This is a genomic window from Caulobacter sp. SSI4214, assembly GCF_012184455.1.
GTDB lineage: Bacteria > Pseudomonadota > Alphaproteobacteria > Caulobacterales > Caulobacteraceae > Caulobacter > Caulobacter vibrioides_E.
This window is the reverse complement of record NZ_SZWJ01000029.1, coordinates 35445-51663: the sequence shown is the minus strand read 5'-3', so window position 1 is coordinate 51663 and position 16219 is coordinate 35445. Positions and strand designations below refer to the sequence as shown.

General features: G+C 62.6%; 12 protein-coding genes and 1 pseudogene. 9 read left to right on the top strand and 4 right to left on the bottom strand.

Annotated elements, in window-relative coordinates; all coding sequences use genetic code 11:
* The 4 genes from FCU40_RS10925 to FCU40_RS10910 all read right to left on the bottom strand — a co-directional run.
* The coding region (locus FCU40_RS10925) for an alpha/beta fold hydrolase (RefSeq protein WP_168074857.1) at nucleotides 1-1113 on the bottom strand (1113 nt) is incomplete at its 3' end.
* Between the two features lie 28 nt (nucleotides 1114-1141).
* On the bottom strand, nucleotides 1142-2713 hold the full coding sequence (locus FCU40_RS10920) for a bifunctional 3-(3-hydroxy-phenyl)propionate/3-hydroxycinnamic acid hydroxylase (protein ID WP_168074855.1): 1572 nt from the start codon (nucleotides 2711-2713) through the stop codon (nucleotides 1142-1144).
* 49 nt (nucleotides 2714-2762) lie between these two features.
* A complete protein-coding gene (locus tag FCU40_RS10915) occupies nucleotides 2763-3569 on the bottom strand; it encodes a citryl-CoA lyase (protein WP_168074853.1) in 807 nt (268 codons plus the stop codon).
* A gap of 58 nt (nucleotides 3570-3627) precedes the next feature.
* Entirely contained in the window at nucleotides 3628-4785 is a 1158-nt protein-coding gene (locus FCU40_RS10910; RefSeq protein ID WP_168074851.1) for a CaiB/BaiF CoA-transferase family protein, read from the bottom strand.
* A 191-nt stretch (nucleotides 4786-4976) separates the two neighbouring features.
* Between FCU40_RS10910 and FCU40_RS10905 the strand changes: the two genes are divergently transcribed.
* From FCU40_RS10905 to FCU40_RS10870, 9 genes and pseudogenes are all read left to right on the top strand, one after another.
* The gene (locus FCU40_RS10905; RefSeq protein ID WP_206677332.1) at nucleotides 4977-5927 is read left to right on the top strand and encodes a LysR substrate-binding domain-containing protein; all 951 of its coding nucleotides are present in this window, start codon (nucleotides 4977-4979) and stop codon (nucleotides 5925-5927) included.
* Nucleotides 5928-6605: 678 nt separating this feature from the next.
* A complete protein-coding gene (locus FCU40_RS10900) occupies nucleotides 6606-9062 on the top strand; it encodes a TonB-dependent receptor (protein ID WP_168074849.1) in 2457 nt (818 codons plus the stop codon).
* Between the two features lie 30 nt (nucleotides 9063-9092).
* A complete protein-coding gene (locus FCU40_RS10895) occupies nucleotides 9093-9992 on the top strand; it encodes a dioxygenase (RefSeq protein WP_168074847.1) in 900 nt (299 codons plus the stop codon).
* Nucleotides 9993-9995: 3 nt separating this feature from the next.
* Nucleotides 9996-11414, top strand: a complete 1419-nt coding sequence (gene leuC, locus FCU40_RS10890) for a 3-isopropylmalate dehydratase large subunit (protein ID WP_168074846.1) — start codon at nucleotides 9996-9998, stop codon at nucleotides 11412-11414.
* Nucleotides 11407-12018 carry a 3-isopropylmalate dehydratase small subunit gene (gene leuD / locus FCU40_RS10885; protein WP_168074845.1) on the top strand — a complete coding sequence of 204 codons (612 nt, stop codon included), beginning with the start codon at nucleotides 11407-11409 and terminating at the stop codon, nucleotides 12016-12018. Before leuC ends, leuD begins: the two co-directional genes overlap by 8 nt.
* A gap of 103 nt (nucleotides 12019-12121) precedes the next feature.
* A complete protein-coding gene (locus FCU40_RS10880; RefSeq protein WP_168074844.1) occupies nucleotides 12122-12241 on the top strand; it encodes an acyl-CoA dehydrogenase family protein in 120 nt (39 codons plus the stop codon).
* A gap of 168 nt (nucleotides 12242-12409) precedes the next feature.
* Nucleotides 12410-12511 (top strand): annotated as a pseudogene (locus tag FCU40_RS23310) (IS6 family transposase); the annotation flags it as partial.
* A 1035-nt stretch (nucleotides 12512-13546) separates the two neighbouring features.
* Complete coding sequence (locus tag FCU40_RS10875) at nucleotides 13547-13903, top strand: DUF2946 family protein (RefSeq protein ID WP_241693590.1); 357 nt, start codon at nucleotides 13547-13549, stop codon at nucleotides 13901-13903.
* Between the two features lie 104 nt (nucleotides 13904-14007).
* A complete protein-coding gene (locus FCU40_RS10870) occupies nucleotides 14008-16164 on the top strand; it encodes a TonB-dependent siderophore receptor (protein ID WP_206677330.1) in 2157 nt (718 codons plus the stop codon).
* Nucleotides 16165-16219: the final 55 nt, after the last annotated feature.

Here is a 16219-nt window from a genome sequence, read left to right as displayed (position 1 = left end):
GTCGGCGACGAGGCAGTGCTTCTCGTGTGAATGGTTGTACATGCAATGGTCGCCGCGCTCCCAGACCACCAGCGACTTATCAGTACTGGCAGCCAGATCGTGAACCTTCCTGGCGTTCTCAAGGAGGAAGACCTGGTCGGGAACGCTGTGCAGCTGCAGCAGCGGACTGGTGAGACGATCGAGTCGATTGGAGAGATCGAACCGGCGCACGATCGCGGCCGCGGCCGCTGGGTCACTGGCGCCGGTCAGCGCTTCGATCTTCTCGGAAAAGCGCGGGAAGCGCTCCACGAGCTCGATGGGAGACACTGTGCCACCGTTCACGCACGCGGCGGCGATGCGCTCGTCGTGAATGGCCGCCATGGCGGCGACGCAGCCGCCCATGCTGTTGCCCCAAACGCCGTATGTCGGCTGTAGGGCTGGAATGCCATGGAGGCGGTCGATGATGGCGCTCACCGCCTCGTAGGCGCGGTCATCCATGTAGAGGTTGTTGAAGAGGCGCGCTTCGCCCTGCCCTGGAAGATCGACCAGAAAGACAGCCACGCCGCGCTTAACCAGATATTCGGCTCCTAGGTGATATTCTTCGCGCCACCCATCGAACCCGCCGAACTGGATGACGACCGGAGCGGCCTCATTCCCTGCCGGCGCCATCAGCCAGCCGCTGAGTTTGGCGCTCCCCCACTCGACCTCTATCTTGCTGATAGGTGGCGTGCTGAGCGCGGCGCCCTCCGCAAAGGCCTCGACCATTCGACGGTAGAGCGCGCGTTTGTTCGGCGTGTCGGTTGGAATAGCGACCTGTGCAAAGCGAAGGCAGGCGCTGCCAAAGAAGAAATAGCTGCGCGCCGTGTCGAGCCTGCCGGCTGCCTTCGCCTCGCGCGCCAGAGCAAGGTTGCGTTCTGCGAGCCAGACACCAGCCTCGATCCAAGATACGCCAGATTGCGCAAGTTCGTGGAGGCGCAGCGCGTCGGCATACTCCATGCCGTTGCCGAGCAGGCGCGACAGCGGCATCGCTCGACGATAGCTATCGAGTTCCTTCTGCCAGACTTCGGTCGCGGCGTGTGGCGGTTCGGGTGGAGCTAGGCCGATATCATCGAGCGGGGGTAGCGTTTCGGTCATTGCGATCCACCGATCTGGCGCAGAACGATCACGCTGCAACAGCGGTGCGGCCGACACTACGGCCCGACCGAATAGCGTGCTCGAACTCTCCGACGAGTGCGCCAGCATCGGCGGGATTTACGGCGCTGCCCCAGACGAACAAATCGGGACGGACAAGCGCCGAGGTACAACCCGTTGACTCCAGCCATTTAACGAAGACGCCGTCGAGGTCCTCAACCTCGGCGCCGCTGCCTTCCGCACCGACACAAACCGAAAATCCGCCGACTTCGTTCAGGAACGCCTTCTGCGCCGGTGTTAGCTCAGGTTCTTGGCGGCTGATGAGAACCCAGCCACGCCCGACAACATCGTCGAAGAGTCCCTCCTTGCCATTGTACCGTACGCGCCCCTGACGCCCCGGGCCCCCAGCGGTCGGGTCCTCTGCGCGCGAGAAGGCGGTGGGGCCCGGCGGGATAGTGAGCGGAGGAGCGACGGACGGGTCCTTCAGCGCGGCGCGCAAGGCCGCGTCGCGATGCTCGGCAATCGCAGGGTCGGTGATGACGCAGCCGGCGCCGATCTCGCGCGACAGGTCCATCCAGCCGGTGAAGTTCGGCTTGCGGTCGTCCATATAGGACTCGAGCAGCACAGGCGCCGCAATCTGCTTCATCACGAGGTCGAGCCGCCAGGTCAGCGCCGAAACGTCGCGAATGCCGTTGCACATGCCCTCACCGGTAAAGGGCCACAGCCGGTGAGCCGCATCTCCGGCGAGGAAGATTCGGCCACGCTGCCATTCATGCGCGATGCGCTCGCGGAAACGGTAGACGGGCCGCCTCAACAGCTCGACATCGTCCGGAGTGACCCAGGGCTTGAGAAGCTCCCAAACCCGAGCCTCATCAAAGTCCTCGGGTTTCTCGCCAGGCAGCAATGTGAACTCCCAGCGCCGGTGCCGCTTTCCGAGCTGAAAGAGGCAGCCTGGGCGCGTTGGGTCGGCAAACTGGCCATTATCAAACTCGAAGCTCAGTTCGCGTTTTTGCCGCGTGTCGATAACCAACTGATCGACGTCTTCACGGCCGGCCCATTCTTCGATGCCCAAGGTTTGTCGCACGAAGCTGTTGGCGCCATCGGCTCCAATCAGATACCGTCCTCGGACCGTGAACTCCCCGCCCCCATCGCGAAGCGTAACGTCCACGCCTTCTTCATCCTGACTGATCGCGATCGCTTCGCAGCCCATCCTGGTGGTGACCATGCCGGTCGCGTTCACTTGCCGGCTGATCGCATTCTCGAGCTCATTCTGGTAAAAGCGCCAGTGCGAACTCCATCCGTGGGGCCCGATTGTGCTCCAATCCAGATGGAGCAGCAATTCGCCGCCGAAGGCTGCGCTCCGCATGTCGTAATGCTTCCAGGCTACGGCATCTTCAAGAAAGTCGTCCACCGCGCCGATACGCTGCAACGTGCGGACAATCTCGTCATCGACATGGCCCGCGCGAGACAGACCATATAGTTGAGGGAATTTTTCGAAGGCCGCGACCTTGTAGCCAGCCTGACCTAATTGCGCGCACGCCATCTGGCCGACGGGGCCGTTACCGATCACGATAACGTCGTAAGTCTCACCGTGCCTGGACATCGTTCTCTCCTGAACCTGTACTTATTTGCGAGCTTTCAGCGCGCTTCGGCTAATCCGAGGCTGCCGGGGCCGAGGGCTCGCCGTCGTAAATCGCTTCGCGGGATGCCTGATAGGAAAGTGCAAAGCCGATAGGGCGCTCAAGTTCTTCAGCTAGATGAGCAATGAGGCCACCCGTGCGCGCCAAAATCGGGACGCCCTTCAACGCCGAAATCGGGAAGTCGACGCCTAACAACACCGCCGGTATCGCGGCCGAGACGTTCAATCGCAGTTCCTTGCCGACAACCGTCGGAATTATCCGCTCGACCGCCTCCGCGATTTCGACGAAGCGCATATTGGCGCCGCTCTCGCTGGCGACCGAGAACAGCGCGGCCACGCGAGGATCTCGCTCCTTGTGCAAGGGATGGCCGTAGCCGGGGATCGCCTTGCGCGCATCCCGCAATCCTTGAATGAGGTCGCGCGCGGCGCTCTCTATGTCGCCGCCTGGGGCGGTTGCACGCTCATCAATTTCCTTGAAGAGACGCCCCGCGGTCTCCGACGCCCCAAGGATCACCGAGCCACATCCCAATATCCCCGCCGCGACCGCACCTTGAAGGGCATCCGGCGCGGCCGATAGAGTCATGCGACTGGCCTGAACGCTTGGAACGAGACCATGCTCGGCAATGGCGACCAGCGTGGCGTCCAGCACCGTCAGCGCTGCTGCATCGGGCCGCCGCCCGGTGAGCAGCAGAAAGAAGTAATCCGAGAAGGAAATCTTCCCGATCAGTTCCGCGGCCAAGTTGTACCCACGGACGGTGATGCTATCTTCGTCCGAAGTACTTATTGCGGTCTTCGGTATCGTTTCCTTGCCAATTTTCATATTGGTAGTCCTGGAATATATGGATTTCAGGATAAAGAGAGCGCCTCTAGATTTGGCGTTAGACGTCGATCCTTTGAGATAACTTGCGCCGCACCGGCGCAACGATGTCGTCATTGGCTTCATTAAGCACCGGCGGCGGGGTTACCGTCAGCGAGCGCTCGCCATCGAAGCTGACCGGCGAGCGCACTGTTCTCCACAGGCCCATCGTCGGGTGTGGCGCTTCGATGGTAAGCTGAAGATGCTTTGCCTGCGGGTCTTCCAGCGCCTCGCTCGTGTCATACATTGGCGCATAGGGAACATCTCTCGCTTCGAGGCGAGAGCACCATTCAGCTCGTGTGCGGGTCTTGAACGCCGCGCCAAGGATGTCGATCAGTTCGTCCTGATGAGCGATGCGCCCCTCGCGATTGCAAAAGCGAGGGTCTTTGAAGAGGTCCGGAGCCTCGATCGCGTCCGCTAGTCCCTCCCAGAATTTTTCCGGCGAGGACATGTGCAGCGCGATCCACTTCCCGTCGTTGCACTCCAGCACATAGGATTGCGACACGCGGGGACGGCTGAATGGGCCCATCACCTCGCCTTCCGAGAAGTAGTGGGTGAAGGCGTCGAGGTTGAAATGACTCATCGCCTCGAGCATCGACACTTCGACGAGTCGGCCGACGCCCGTCCCTCCCCGCTCGATCAGCGCGCCCATGATGCCGTAGGCCGCGTAGAATCCGGTGAGCGAGTCCGCCAGCGCCGGGCCCACGACCCGCGGATTGGCCGGGTTCACCAACAGGTTCAGATAGCCGCTCGCGGCCTGCGCGACAGTGTCGTAGGCCGGTCGACCAGCCGCTGGCCCGGTTTGGCCGAACCCGCTGATCGCGGCATAGACGAGGCGCGGATTGAGGGCATGCAGCCGGTTCCAACCCACGCCCAGCCGTTCGGCTGCGCCGGGGCGAAAGTTCTGAATATAGACGTCTGCCGACGCCACTAACTCGTCGAAGACAGCAAGATCTTCGGGCAGCTTTGTGTTGAGCGTAATACTGCGCTTGTTGCGGTTATAGGTTTGAAAGTGAGGGCTATACAGCCCACCTCTAAAAGCCCTGAAGGGATCACCCGTTTTCGGCTGCTCGATCTTGATAACGGTAGCGCCGAGGTCAGCTAACAGCATACCGGCCGCCGGACCGGTGATGAACGTCCCCTGTTCGAGGACAGTAATCCCCTCTAACACTCTAACCATTTCGACATGTCCTTGATTGCCGGTGGTTCGCCAGGCATGGGCGCCGGAGGATCCTCGACCGGCCTAGCCACTCTTTTGGTTCCGCCAACGTCTTGGCTCGCTCCCTTTCACCCCGCACGTCATGGCCGGTCATGGGATCGGGCGTGCTTCACTTCCACATAGTGACGGCTAGGTTGCGGCGAAAATGATGATTGCGCATCGTCACGATCGCTGACATCGATGATTGCCGGAGAACGCGCTTGGAACTCAGACATATTCGCTATTTCGTGGCCGTTGCAGAGTCGCTGAACTTCACCCGCGCCGCAGAGCGCGTTCACGTCACGCAATCGACGCTTTCGCACCAAATCAGCGCTCTGGAGCTGGAACTCGGAAAGACCCTTTTCGATCGTTCCAGTAAAAAGGTGTCGCTCACCGCCGCAGGCGAAGAGTTTCTCACTTACGCCGTTAGAGCACTCCAAGCGCTTGATCAGGGGGTCGGCGCATTAAAGGAGAGGGAGGGCGAACTGTCGGGTACGGTTCGGGTCGGCACCACTCACACCTTCAATCTCAATTTCATACCCGCCTGCGCGGCCGAGTTCATGCTGCGCAACCCCACCGTCAAAATGGTCGTGCGTGAGTTGTCCGCAGACGCGATCGACACTGGCATCGCCAATGGAGAGATAGATCTTGGCATTGCGTATCAGCCCGTCGTTTCAGACGATCTAATCTTTGAAGCCCTGTACAGCGAAGAGATGGTGCTGGCCGTAAGCGACACTCATGCACTTGCTAAACGCAAACGCGTCAGGATGGCGGAGCTTCATCATCAAAGGCTGGCATTGCTGCCTGGTGAATTCTCAACGCGGACCATGCTCGACGAATGCTTCAAGATAAGCGGTGCGGAACCTATAATCGTGGCCGAGATGAATACCGTTGCGCCTATGCTGGGGCTGGCGAGCCGCACCGAGATTGGAACGATCGTGGCCCGTGACGTCGTTCCGGAAAATGCAGGTCTAACCGCCATACCGCTAGAAGCACCAACACCCATACGCACGCCGGGCATCCTATGGAGCCAGGTTGGAAAGCAAACACCTCAGGTACGCTCGTTCGCATCCATCGTCAGGCAGCTTGCCAGTCGACGAAACACCGGGATGATACCCGCTTAGGTTGGCGTAGGGACTATAACGGACAGCGCCCCCACAGCACGATCAGCGACAAGTGTTCGATCGAGTTCATGAACGGCGTCGAGCCATATGGCCCGCCCGGCGCCTAACCGGCGAGAAATCCCCGCCCGACCTGGTCCAAGGTCGGCGGAGGCCCCATGCGAACTCAGCCCTCCGCCCGACATATTAGCAAGTCCGAACGCTCGGCGCGGTCCACGCCTGGCCGATCCGGCGTTCGCGCCAAGTCCGTCAAGCCCCGGACTCTCCGCTACAACCTCAACCGCCCGCATACGGCGTCGTGGGTCTCACACCCTGGTGGTGTGTGAACGGCCCCTAGAAACGGTGGCGAGCGGCATGATCCGGACCGCTAACCAAGATCCATCATCTATCGACATCATCGATTGTTACCATGTGCAATCATCATTTCCGCCCGTCCTTCAATTGCGACATTACCAATGTTGAGGTGTCCAGAGCTTTAGGGGCTGGCTTGGCGAAATGCACATTTCGCGCCGGCAATCCCTGAGAGCGACGGATCGCAAGACGCCCAAAGAGGCGTCCAAGAGGCCGGTCTAAGTAGCCTCAAGAGGGTGACTTTAGGGAGGATCAATAATGATTGCTAATACTGTCGATCGGCCAAAGATCCGTGGACATTACTTGCTTCTAGGCGCCAGCGGTCTGGCTATGATGTTGTTGTCCTCTCCGGCGCTGTCGCAAACCGCGACAGGGGCGTCCCCGACGCCGTCGGGCCTCCAGGCGCCTGCCGCATCCGCAGCGCCGCAAGCGTCGAACCCGGGAGGCGCAGTTGCAGCCCAAGCGCCAGAGACAACTGGACTTCAGGAGATCGTCGTCACGGCGCAACGGCGCTCGGAGTCGCTTCAGCGCGCGGCTGTTGCTGTGAATGTGCTCTCCAGCGCGGCGATCACCAATGCGGGCGTGACCAAGGCGGCTGATCTCCAGAACATCGTGCCGGCGCTACAGGTCTCCAACAATGGCGGCTCCAACAGCAGCTTCTTTCTGCGCGGCGTCGGCACCTACTCGAACAATTCCTATTCCGACCCGGCGATCGCTTTCAACTATGACGGCGTCTATGTGGGGCGCCCGGCCGCCACATCCGGCGTCTTTTACGACCTTGAGCGGGTCGAAGTCCTAAAAGGCCCGCAAGGCACGCTGTATGGCCGAAACGCGACGGGCGGCGCCGTGAACGTCATTGTCACGAAGCCCAAGCTCGCTGAGAACTCGGGCTATATCGACGCGGGCTACGGAAACTATGACGCGTTCACCGCGCAAGGCGCGGTCAATATCGCGACGTCAGAAAACTCCGCGTTGCGCATTTCCGGCATCGGGATTTCGCGCAAAGGCTATTTGTCCGACGGCACGAGCGACGACAAAGGTTTCGCCTTCCGTGGACAATTTCTTGCCGATGTCACGCCGGATCTCACCATCCGGCTGAGCGCCGACTACTACCATCAGAGCGGTCGCGGCGGGGGCGCCAACTTCACCGAGAGGACGGTCTATACTTCACCAACGCGGACCTATGTTCTCCAGCCGTCCGGCCTTGGCCCGGAAGTGGGGCTACTCGATCCGCGTAGCGGACTGTTCAAGTCACAGACATTCGCGGACCTCTCCGGCAGCTTTCAGCTCCCACTCCAGGCTCGCCCCTACGTCGACAACACGTCCTGGGGCGTGATGTCGGAGATCAACTGGACGACGGCGCTTGGCACCCTGACGATCCAGCCGGCCTACCGGCAGTTCGACCAGAACAACCTGTCGGACGCCCTCGCGGTGCTAGTGGGCAACAAGGAGACCGACAAACAAGCCAGCGTCGAAGCGCGCTTCAGCAGCGACACGACCGGTCGCCTAACGTGGATGGTCGGCGGCTACTTCTATCACGAGAGCGTGGATTCAGACTTCAAGGTCCAGCAGGAGGTCCTCGACTCGTTCCAGAATTACACACAAAAGACGCGCTCTTTGGCAGGCTTCGGCCGTGCAACATACAAAATCACCGACACGCTGCGCTTCGTTGCGGGCGGTCGGTACACCAGCGATCACAAGACCTTCAACGGTGTAGCGGACGTCCTGCAGGACATCTGCACCTATGCCGGCGGGCGCCCGTGCATCGGCGCGCCGGTGCTGGCCTATGGCGCGAGCTCGCAAGACATCATACGGCAGATGGGGCTCATTAGTGTCGCGCCCGGCGTCTATATTTCGCCGACGCCGGCTGCCGCCCGGACAGTTTATGTGAACGGCAATGTCCCGCTCGATCAAGCGAGAACCGACAACCAGTTCACCTACCACCTCGGCGCGGAATGGGACGCTGGTCCGAGGTCGCTCGTCTACGCAACCTTTGAAACAGGGTTCCGCTCAGGTGGCTTTGCTTTCTCGTTGAACCGCCCAACCTTCGGGCCTGAGAAGATCGACGCCTTCACGCTGGGAACCAAGAACAGGTTCTTCGATAATAAGCTCCAGCTGAACGCCGAGGCGTTCTACTGGCGCTATCAGGATCAACAGGTTTCCCACCTGGGTCAGGACCCCAATGTCGGTCTAGCCTACTTCACGGAAAATGTCGGCAAATCGATAAATAAGGGTATGGAGGTGGAGTTCATCTATCTCCCGGTACAGAACACTCGCCTCTCTGCCGATGTTCAGTATCTCGACGCGAAGTACAAGGACTTCGTCTATACCCAACCCACGATGGCTGCAGGCGCACCCACCAACTTCCCGTTGGTCGGCTGCCCCGTTACGACGCCCGCGGCTATTACCCCGACATCTAACTATACGATCGACTGCTCGGGTCAGAGGGCGCAGCAGTCGCCGGAATGGACCATCAACCTTGGCGTTGAACAAACGGTGTCGGTGGGTGACTTCAATTTGGTCGGCGACCTCAATGGTCGATATCAATCAAGAACTGTGACAGGTTTTGAATATGTCGGGTCGCAGATTGTTGGCGGATACTGGATCGCAAACGCCAACCTCACTTTGAAGAAGCCGGATAGTCGTTGGTCTTTGACTGGATTTATCAACAATATTGGCGATAAGCGCGCCGGCACGTTCACTTTCCTATCAAGCATTACCAATCTCATGGCGCAGGTAACAACGGCGCCCAGGACTTATGGCCTGCGCGCAAGCGTGAAATTCTGATGACAAACAGCTAACGCGCACGAGGGCGGCATGTCATTCGCTACGGAAGAGAACATTACGGATATAGCGACGGCGCGCTGGGCGACCTGTCACGACCCGCGCCTGCGCGAACTGATGACGACTCTCGTCAAGCACGCGCATGCCTTCATACGCGAGGTTGAGCCGACGCACGAGGAGTGGCTGGCCGCGACGGAATATCTGGCGGCCGTCGGCCAGATCAGCGACGAGAAGCGCAAGGAGTTCATCCTTCTCTCGGATGTCCTTGGCATCAGCATGCTCGTGGTTATGCAGAACGGCCGCAAGCCCAGCGGTGCGACGCCCGACACCGTGTTGGGGCCGTTCCACATCGAGGAGTCGCCCATCCTCGAGCAGGGCGCCGACATGGCCGGCGAACTGCCGGGGGAACCCGTCTATTTGAGCGGAACCGTCCGCGATCACGACGGCAACCCTGTCGCCGGCGCCGAGCTCGACATCTGGCAAGCGGACCAGGAGGGCGCCTATGAGGCCCAGATCCCCGACTGCGGGCCACGGTTGCGCGCGCTCCAATATACGGACAGCGAAGGCCGCTACGGCTTCTGGACGATCGCGCCTAAAGGCTATGCCATCCCGATGGATGGCCCTGTCGGCGCGCTGATCTCGCAAACCGACATCTCCTATTTCAGGCCGGCCCATATCCACTTCCTGCTCACCGCGCCTGGCTTCCAGCCGGTGGTGACGCACCTCTTCAGGGAAGGCGCCGAGTATATCGACAACGACGTCGTGTTTGGAGCCAAGCGGGAGTTGGTCGTGCCGTTCCGCGCGCAGCCTGCCGGCACTGTCATCAGCGGGCAGAAGATCGAGAGGGACTTCCTGACGGTCGACTATGACTTCGTGCTGGTGAGAGCGCAAAATCTGGTCGAAGAGTCGCTGCCGGCCGATGTAGCTGGCTGATTGATGGCGTCCGGGCCCAACAGTCTGTTCGATAAGCTATGGGACGCGCACGTCGTGCGCCCTGAAGCGGGCGATGCGCCGGCGATCGTCTACATAGATCTGCATCTCCTCAATGAAGTGACGTCGCCGCAGGCCTTCACCGCGATCGAAGAACGCGGCCTGCCCGTACTGCGTCCGGAACGGACGCTTGCGACGATCGATCATTCGACACCCACTCGCTTTCCCGACGACGCAGGACGCCGCGCCTATGTCAGCCGGGCTGCGGCGGATCAGGTCGCCGCACTTGCAGAGAATGCGCAGCATCATGGCATCCGATTTTTTGGCTGGGATGACCCCCGCCGCGGCATTGTCCATGTCGTCGCACCGGAGCTGGGCGCCACGCAGCCGGGCATGACCATCGTTTGTGGGGACAGCCATACCTCCACCCATGGAGCGTTTGGCGCGCTGGCGTTCGGGATCGGCACATCGGAGGTGACGGCCGTGCTCGCGACGCAGTGCCTGTTGCAGCGCAAGCCGCGGTCGCTGCGCGTGTCGGTCGATGGGGCGCTCTCCGTCGGCGTGTCCGCCAAGGACGTCGCGCTCGCCATCGTCAGACGGCTCGGCGTCGGGGGCGGCAGCGGCTACGCCGTGGAATATGCCGGCCAGACCATTCGCGCGCTGTCGATGGAAGAGCGCATGACGGTGTGCAACATGTCCATTGAGGCGGGGGCCCGCGCAGGCATGATCGCGCCCGACGAGACGACCTTGAAATGGATTGCGGGACGCCCTTTGGCGCCGTCCGACACGGAATGGGACCGTGCCGCAGAGGCATGGAACGCCCTCGCAAGCGAGCGTGATGCGGCGTTCGACCAAGAGGTCTCGATCGATGCGTCGACGATCGCGCCCACCGTTACGTGGGGGGTGACCCCAGATACGGGTATTCCGGTGGACGGCATCGTCCCGGCCCCTTCATCGGCAGAGGCGGCTCGCGCGCTCGCTTATATGGGTTTCGAGCCCGGACGGCCGATCATGGGGCATCCCATCGATATGGTGTTCCTGGGGAGTTGCACGAACGCGCGGCTCCCCGATCTCAGGGTCGCGGCGGAAATCCTTAAAGGCCGCCACATTGCCAAGGGCGTGAGAATGCTCGTCGTGCCGGGATCGGAGCAGGTGCGGCGCGAGGCCGAGGCAGAAGGGCTCGACAGGGTTTTTGTTGAAGCAGGGGCCGAGTGGCGCATGGCGGGTTGCTCGATGTGTCTGGGGATGAACGGCGACAACCCGGCTCCAGGCAAACTCGTTGTCTCGACATCCAACCGTAACTTCATCGGTCGGCAGGGTCCTGGCGTGCGTTCGGTTCTGGCGAGCCCCGCGACTGCGGCGGCCTGCGCGATCGCCGGCGCGATCGCCGATCCGCGTCGCCCGCGGGAGACGGCGCTTGGCTGAAACCGACTTCGAACCCTTTCGGGTGCTTCGGTCTCGCACCGTTGCGATTGCGCAGGACGATATCGACACCGACCAAATCCTTCCCGCGCGGTTTATGGAAACAAGGAGCAAGGCGGGCCTCGGTCGATCGCTTTTCTACGATTGGCGCCACTTCTCCAGCGGTGACATCAATCCCGATCACCTCCTCAACCGGATCCACCCATCATCCCATCGCATTCTGGTCGTCGGCCGAAATTTTGGCTCCGGCTCGTCGCGGGAGCACGCCCCCTGGGCGCTTGTCGACTTCGGCTTCCAAGCGCTCATCGGCCTGTCGTTCGCCGACATCTTCGCCAACAATGCGGTGCAGAACGGGCTGCTGACGATCGTCGTCCCGAAAGGTCTTCATCAGCACATCGTCGATGCTGGCGAGCTTTCGATCACCATCGATCTTGAGGCGCAGACGATCACTTTGCCGGGAGAGGGCGCTGGTCATCCCTTTAAGGTCGAACCCTTTGCTCGGCGCTGCCTACTGGAGGGACTAAGTTCAACGAGCTGGCTTGTGCGCCATATGGATGCGATCGAGCGTTTTGAGAATCAGAGAACACATGACGCGCGTGGTGACTAAGGGCGGCCTTGCCGCCCCAGAATAACGACCGGTGGGGAGGTTCACGCGGCTGCGCGGATAAAAGTCGGAGTGATCGTCGGGATCGGCGAGCAGGGTCAGGCGCTTGAGGCGGTGGGAGGCGCAGGGCCATGTGGATCGCGAAATCTGGAGGAAGGCCGGAGCGGCGGGCCTGCTGTGCGTGGCCATTCCCGAGGCTTTCGGCGGCCTGGGGGCGGACTTGTAGTCCGGGGTGGCCAGCTGGAGTTGACGGTCTAACGCTAAAAGGTCTCCGCATCCTTGGCCGTGAGGGCTAAGAGCGGTGGAGACCGATGTGACGCCCATATCCTTGGCGTCGTATCGGGCCGCCATGGAGGCGCTCGGCCTAAGGCAACGCCATCGGCCAGGCGGCATGCGCGAGAACAACCGGGCTGAGAACTCGCATCTCTCCATCCGACGGCGAGAGCGAAAACAACAGAAGTTCAAGTTCCAGGGCTCAGCCCAGCGCTTCCTCTCCCGTCATGGACCGATCTACAACACCTTCAATCCGCGGCCTCATCCGATCTCCCGGCCCGGGCTCCGAACGCTCCGGGCCAAGGCCAAGCTCGCCTGGGCGGCCGCAACGATCGCGGCTAATCGCCCTCGCCTAGCGCCTTCCAACGGCTCGAAGCGGTTAAGTTGTCGGTTCCGCTGCGGCGGCGGGACCGGGAGATCAAGAACGACCTCAACGCCAAGAGCTTCCTCGAAGCTCGGGACGTCACCGCCTGAAAGCTTGGCGCCGTCTTCTGGGGCGGCGCCGGACACTGCCGGCATATCGCCTGACAACGGACGGCGACCGACTCTTGAAGATGGCCCGCTTCAATCCGGTGCGCGCTGACATCGTCATCGTGCAGCCGGGACTGACGAAGGCCGGGCGGACGAACGCACAGTCGCCCGTCCTTTGGTCGGGGCGGACTCTAGTTATTTCTGGAGGAGTTTCAGGGGGGCACGTCAAAACCAGACAGGGCCTAGGCTCACGGCCGATAGCTTTGGCGGAGCGCGCCGAGGGCGTTGCCTCGGCGTCGCTTTTTTCTCTCGCGATCAATCCTCATCGGGCTGCGCCCACCGATATGGTCGCGCTCGGCACGCCAATTTCGCCTGATGTCCCGGCCGAGCAACGATGACGCCCTGCCCTTCCGGTCCTTCGAGGAGCCTTTGCTGGTCGCCGAGACCCCGAGGAATATGATCGAGCACGCCAGATGACTACGTTCGGTCGGCGGCCCGCCTCCAGCTTTTGAGGCGCTGGCTAAGCTGCATTGCCCCGGATAGGCCCGCGCGGCGCGAGCCGGCTAACATGCCATGAACACCGCAGTTGGTTTTAGTACCGGCTTCGTGGCTCGGCCCGTTGTAGCTTGGCCGACTCGAACGCCCGCGCCCTCGGACGGATGCCGAGGACGTACGGGATCGAGCTTAGGCGACAGCCGCCCTGTCTTCGGCTAAAGCGCGTCGCGTGACTCCATCGGCGCTTCATCGCTGGCCCTTGATGCGCGCTGCGTTCCTTGCGTTGGCGTTGATGGCTGTCGCTTTGAAGGTGCTGGTGCCGGCCGGCTTCATGACAGCGCCGCGAGCGACGAACGGCCTGCCGTTCGCCGTGGTCATTTGCACGGGGCAAGGCGCAATGGTCGTCGAACCCGGCGCCCTAATGAGCCACGACAAAAAGGCCCCGTCTGAAAAGCCGTCTCACAACCCGCCCTGCCCATTCGCGGGACATGGCGCGGCCACGGTCGCGCCGAGCATGGTCGCGGTCCAGGCGATCACGTTCGCCCTCTACGTCGAGCCGGTGGCCCGTCCCTTGCTGGGCCTGGCGCCGGGGCGTGGACTTTCCGCGCCGCCGCTTCCCGCCCGAGGTCCTCCGAGCCTGCTGATCTGACGCCCTGGCGCCCTGGCCCCGGGCGCAAGGCCCTGCGCGCCGCGCCGGGTCTGTCTTGCCGATCAGTTCAGCTCACGGCGCCGATGCGCGCCGAAGGATCTCACATGAAGTCTCTCCTGCTCGCCACGAGCGCCCTCGTCGGCGCCGTACTTCCCGTCATCGCGCGCGCCGACGTCGTCCTCGACGCGGACCAGAACAAGGTCGAAGGCGTCGTCGTTACCGGCCGCCAGTTCAACCTCCAGACCCAAATCGCCGGCCGTCTTGGCCTCTCCGAACGCGAAACCCCCGCCGCCATCGAAGTGCTGACCCAACAGGATATCCAGACCCAGGGCCTGCGTAACGCCATCGAGGCCCTTAACGCCGCGCCTGGCGTCGTGTCGGGCAATCTGCCGGGCTCGGTCGGCTCGGTCTCGATGCGCGGCTTCCAGCGCGCGGTGAACTATCTCTATGACGGCGTGCGCATGCCCAACTCCGACGCGGGCGTGCGCAACTGGGACGCCTGGGCCTTCGAGCGCATCGAGGTGATCAAGGGGCCGGCTTCCGTCACATCCGGTGAAGGCGCCCTGGCCGGCGCGATCAACTTCGTACCGCGCCGGCCGGTGCTTGGCCAACGCTCCGGCGAAGCCTTCGCTAGCGCCGGCAGCCGCGACAGCTATCGCCTGGCCGCCGACCTCAACGCTCCGATCGGCGACAAGGCCGCCGTGCGCGGCGATGTGGCCTGGTCGCGCTCGGGCGGCTGGATCGACGACACCGATAGCCGCACCTTCGCCGCCAATCTCGCGGTTACGCTGGCTCCCACCGATCATCTCTCGGTGACGCTGTCGGCGGACTACTATGAGGATCGCTTCTCAACCGCCTACTATGGCACGCCGATGGCGCCGGCCGCTGCGGCTCGCGATCCCTCCGACATCGTCTCGGGCTCGGCCGGCCTGGTCCTCGATAAGGCGCTGCGCCGCAAGAACTATGACACCACCGATGGCCTGATGGACTCCCAGTCGGTGTGGCTGCGGGCCCGCGCCGCGTACAAGCTGAGCGATGCGTGGACGCTGGTCAGCGACACCAGCTGGTACGACGCCGATCGGCTGTGGCGCGACAGCGACGACTACAGCTTCAACAGCGCCAGCGGCCGCTTCGACCGCGCCACGACCAAGATCAGTCACGACCACCAGTTCTGGAGCCAGCGCCTACACGCGGCCTATGACGGCCAGCTGGCGGGCCGGCGAAACCGCTTCACCGTGGGCGCGGAGCTGGGCGGCACCGACTTCTTCACGGTCCGCAGGTTCGGAACGACGACCTCGGTCGACCCTTACGCGCCGGTCCGGGGCCTGTTCCCCGCCGACACGCCCGCCAATTTCTCGACCCGTCAGAACGTCTGGGCCGATGTCGACTCCAAGGCGCTGTTCGTCGAGGACGCCTACAATCTGACACCGGACCTCTTGCTGGTCGGCGGCGCGCGGCTCGATAAGTTCTCGCTCGATCGCAAGATCCTCAACGCCACCACCGGCGCGGTGACCCGCTATGGCCAGGACTACAGCCCCGTCTCCTGGCGTCTGGGCGCGGTCTACAGCGTCCTGCCCAAGACCCAGGTCTATGGCCAGTACACGCGCGCGGCGACGCCGGTCAGCGGCGTCCTGTTCCTCAGCGCCACCAATGCGACCTTCAAGGTCAGCATGGGCGACTCCTACGAGATCGGGATCAAGGGGCTGACCTTTGACGACCGGCTGCAGATCACCGCCTCGGCCTACCACATCCGTCAGGACGACATCCTGACCCGCAGCCCCACCAACCCGGCCGTGACGGTGCAGGGCGGCAGCCAGACCTCGAAGGGCGTCGAAGTGTCGGCCGAATGGGCGGTCAGCGACGAATTGAAGGCCAAGCTTTCGGCGACCGTGCTCGACGCCGAGTTCGACACGCTGATCGAGGCCGGCGGGGCCAACCGCGCGGGCAACCGGCCGGCCAACGTTCCCGAAAAGCTCGCCGATCTCCTGGTGACCTACGCTCCGCGCGCCCTGCCGCTGACCTTCACCGGCGCGGTGCGCTACAGCGGCGACTTCTTCACCTCCAACGCGAACACGGTGAAGGTCGACGCCCACACGCTGCTGGACGCCTCGGTCAGCTGGGCCGCGCCGTTCGGCACGCTCAGCCTGCGCGGCCGCAACCTGACCAACAAGCTCTACGCCGACTGGTCGGGCTACTCGTCCTATCTCGTCTTTCTGGGCGAGCCGCGCAGCGTCGAGCTGTCGCTCCTGCGCAAGTTCTAAGCCGAACCACCCGCCGGTCCTTCAAGGGCCGGCGGGTCTTCCCAGGCTGTCAGCG

Excerpts from the sequence above, each read along its gene's own strand:
- FCU40_RS10870 (WP_206677330.1), top strand. The coding sequence starts at position 14,008 with ATGAAGTCTCTCCTGCTCGCCACGAGCGCCCTCGTCGGCGCCGTACTT.
- FCU40_RS10895 (WP_168074847.1), top strand. The coding sequence starts at position 9,093 with ATGTCATTCGCTACGGAAGAGAACATTACGGATATAGCGACGGCGCGC.
- FCU40_RS10920 (WP_168074855.1), bottom strand. The coding sequence starts at position 2,713 with ATGTCCAGGCACGGTGAGACTTACGACGTTATCGTGATCGGTAACGGC.
- FCU40_RS10910 (WP_168074851.1), bottom strand. The coding sequence starts at position 4,785 with ATGGTTAGAGTGTTAGAGGGGATTACTGTCCTCGAACAGGGGACGTTC.
- FCU40_RS10915 (WP_168074853.1), bottom strand. The coding sequence starts at position 3,569 with ATGAAAATTGGCAAGGAAACGATACCGAAGACCGCAATAAGTACTTCG.
- FCU40_RS10875 (WP_241693590.1), top strand. The coding sequence starts at position 13,547 with ATGGCTGTCGCTTTGAAGGTGCTGGTGCCGGCCGGCTTCATGACAGCG.
- FCU40_RS10900 (WP_168074849.1), top strand. The coding sequence starts at position 6,606 with ATGATGTTGTTGTCCTCTCCGGCGCTGTCGCAAACCGCGACAGGGGCG.
- leuC (WP_168074846.1), top strand. The coding sequence starts at position 9,996 with ATGGCGTCCGGGCCCAACAGTCTGTTCGATAAGCTATGGGACGCGCAC.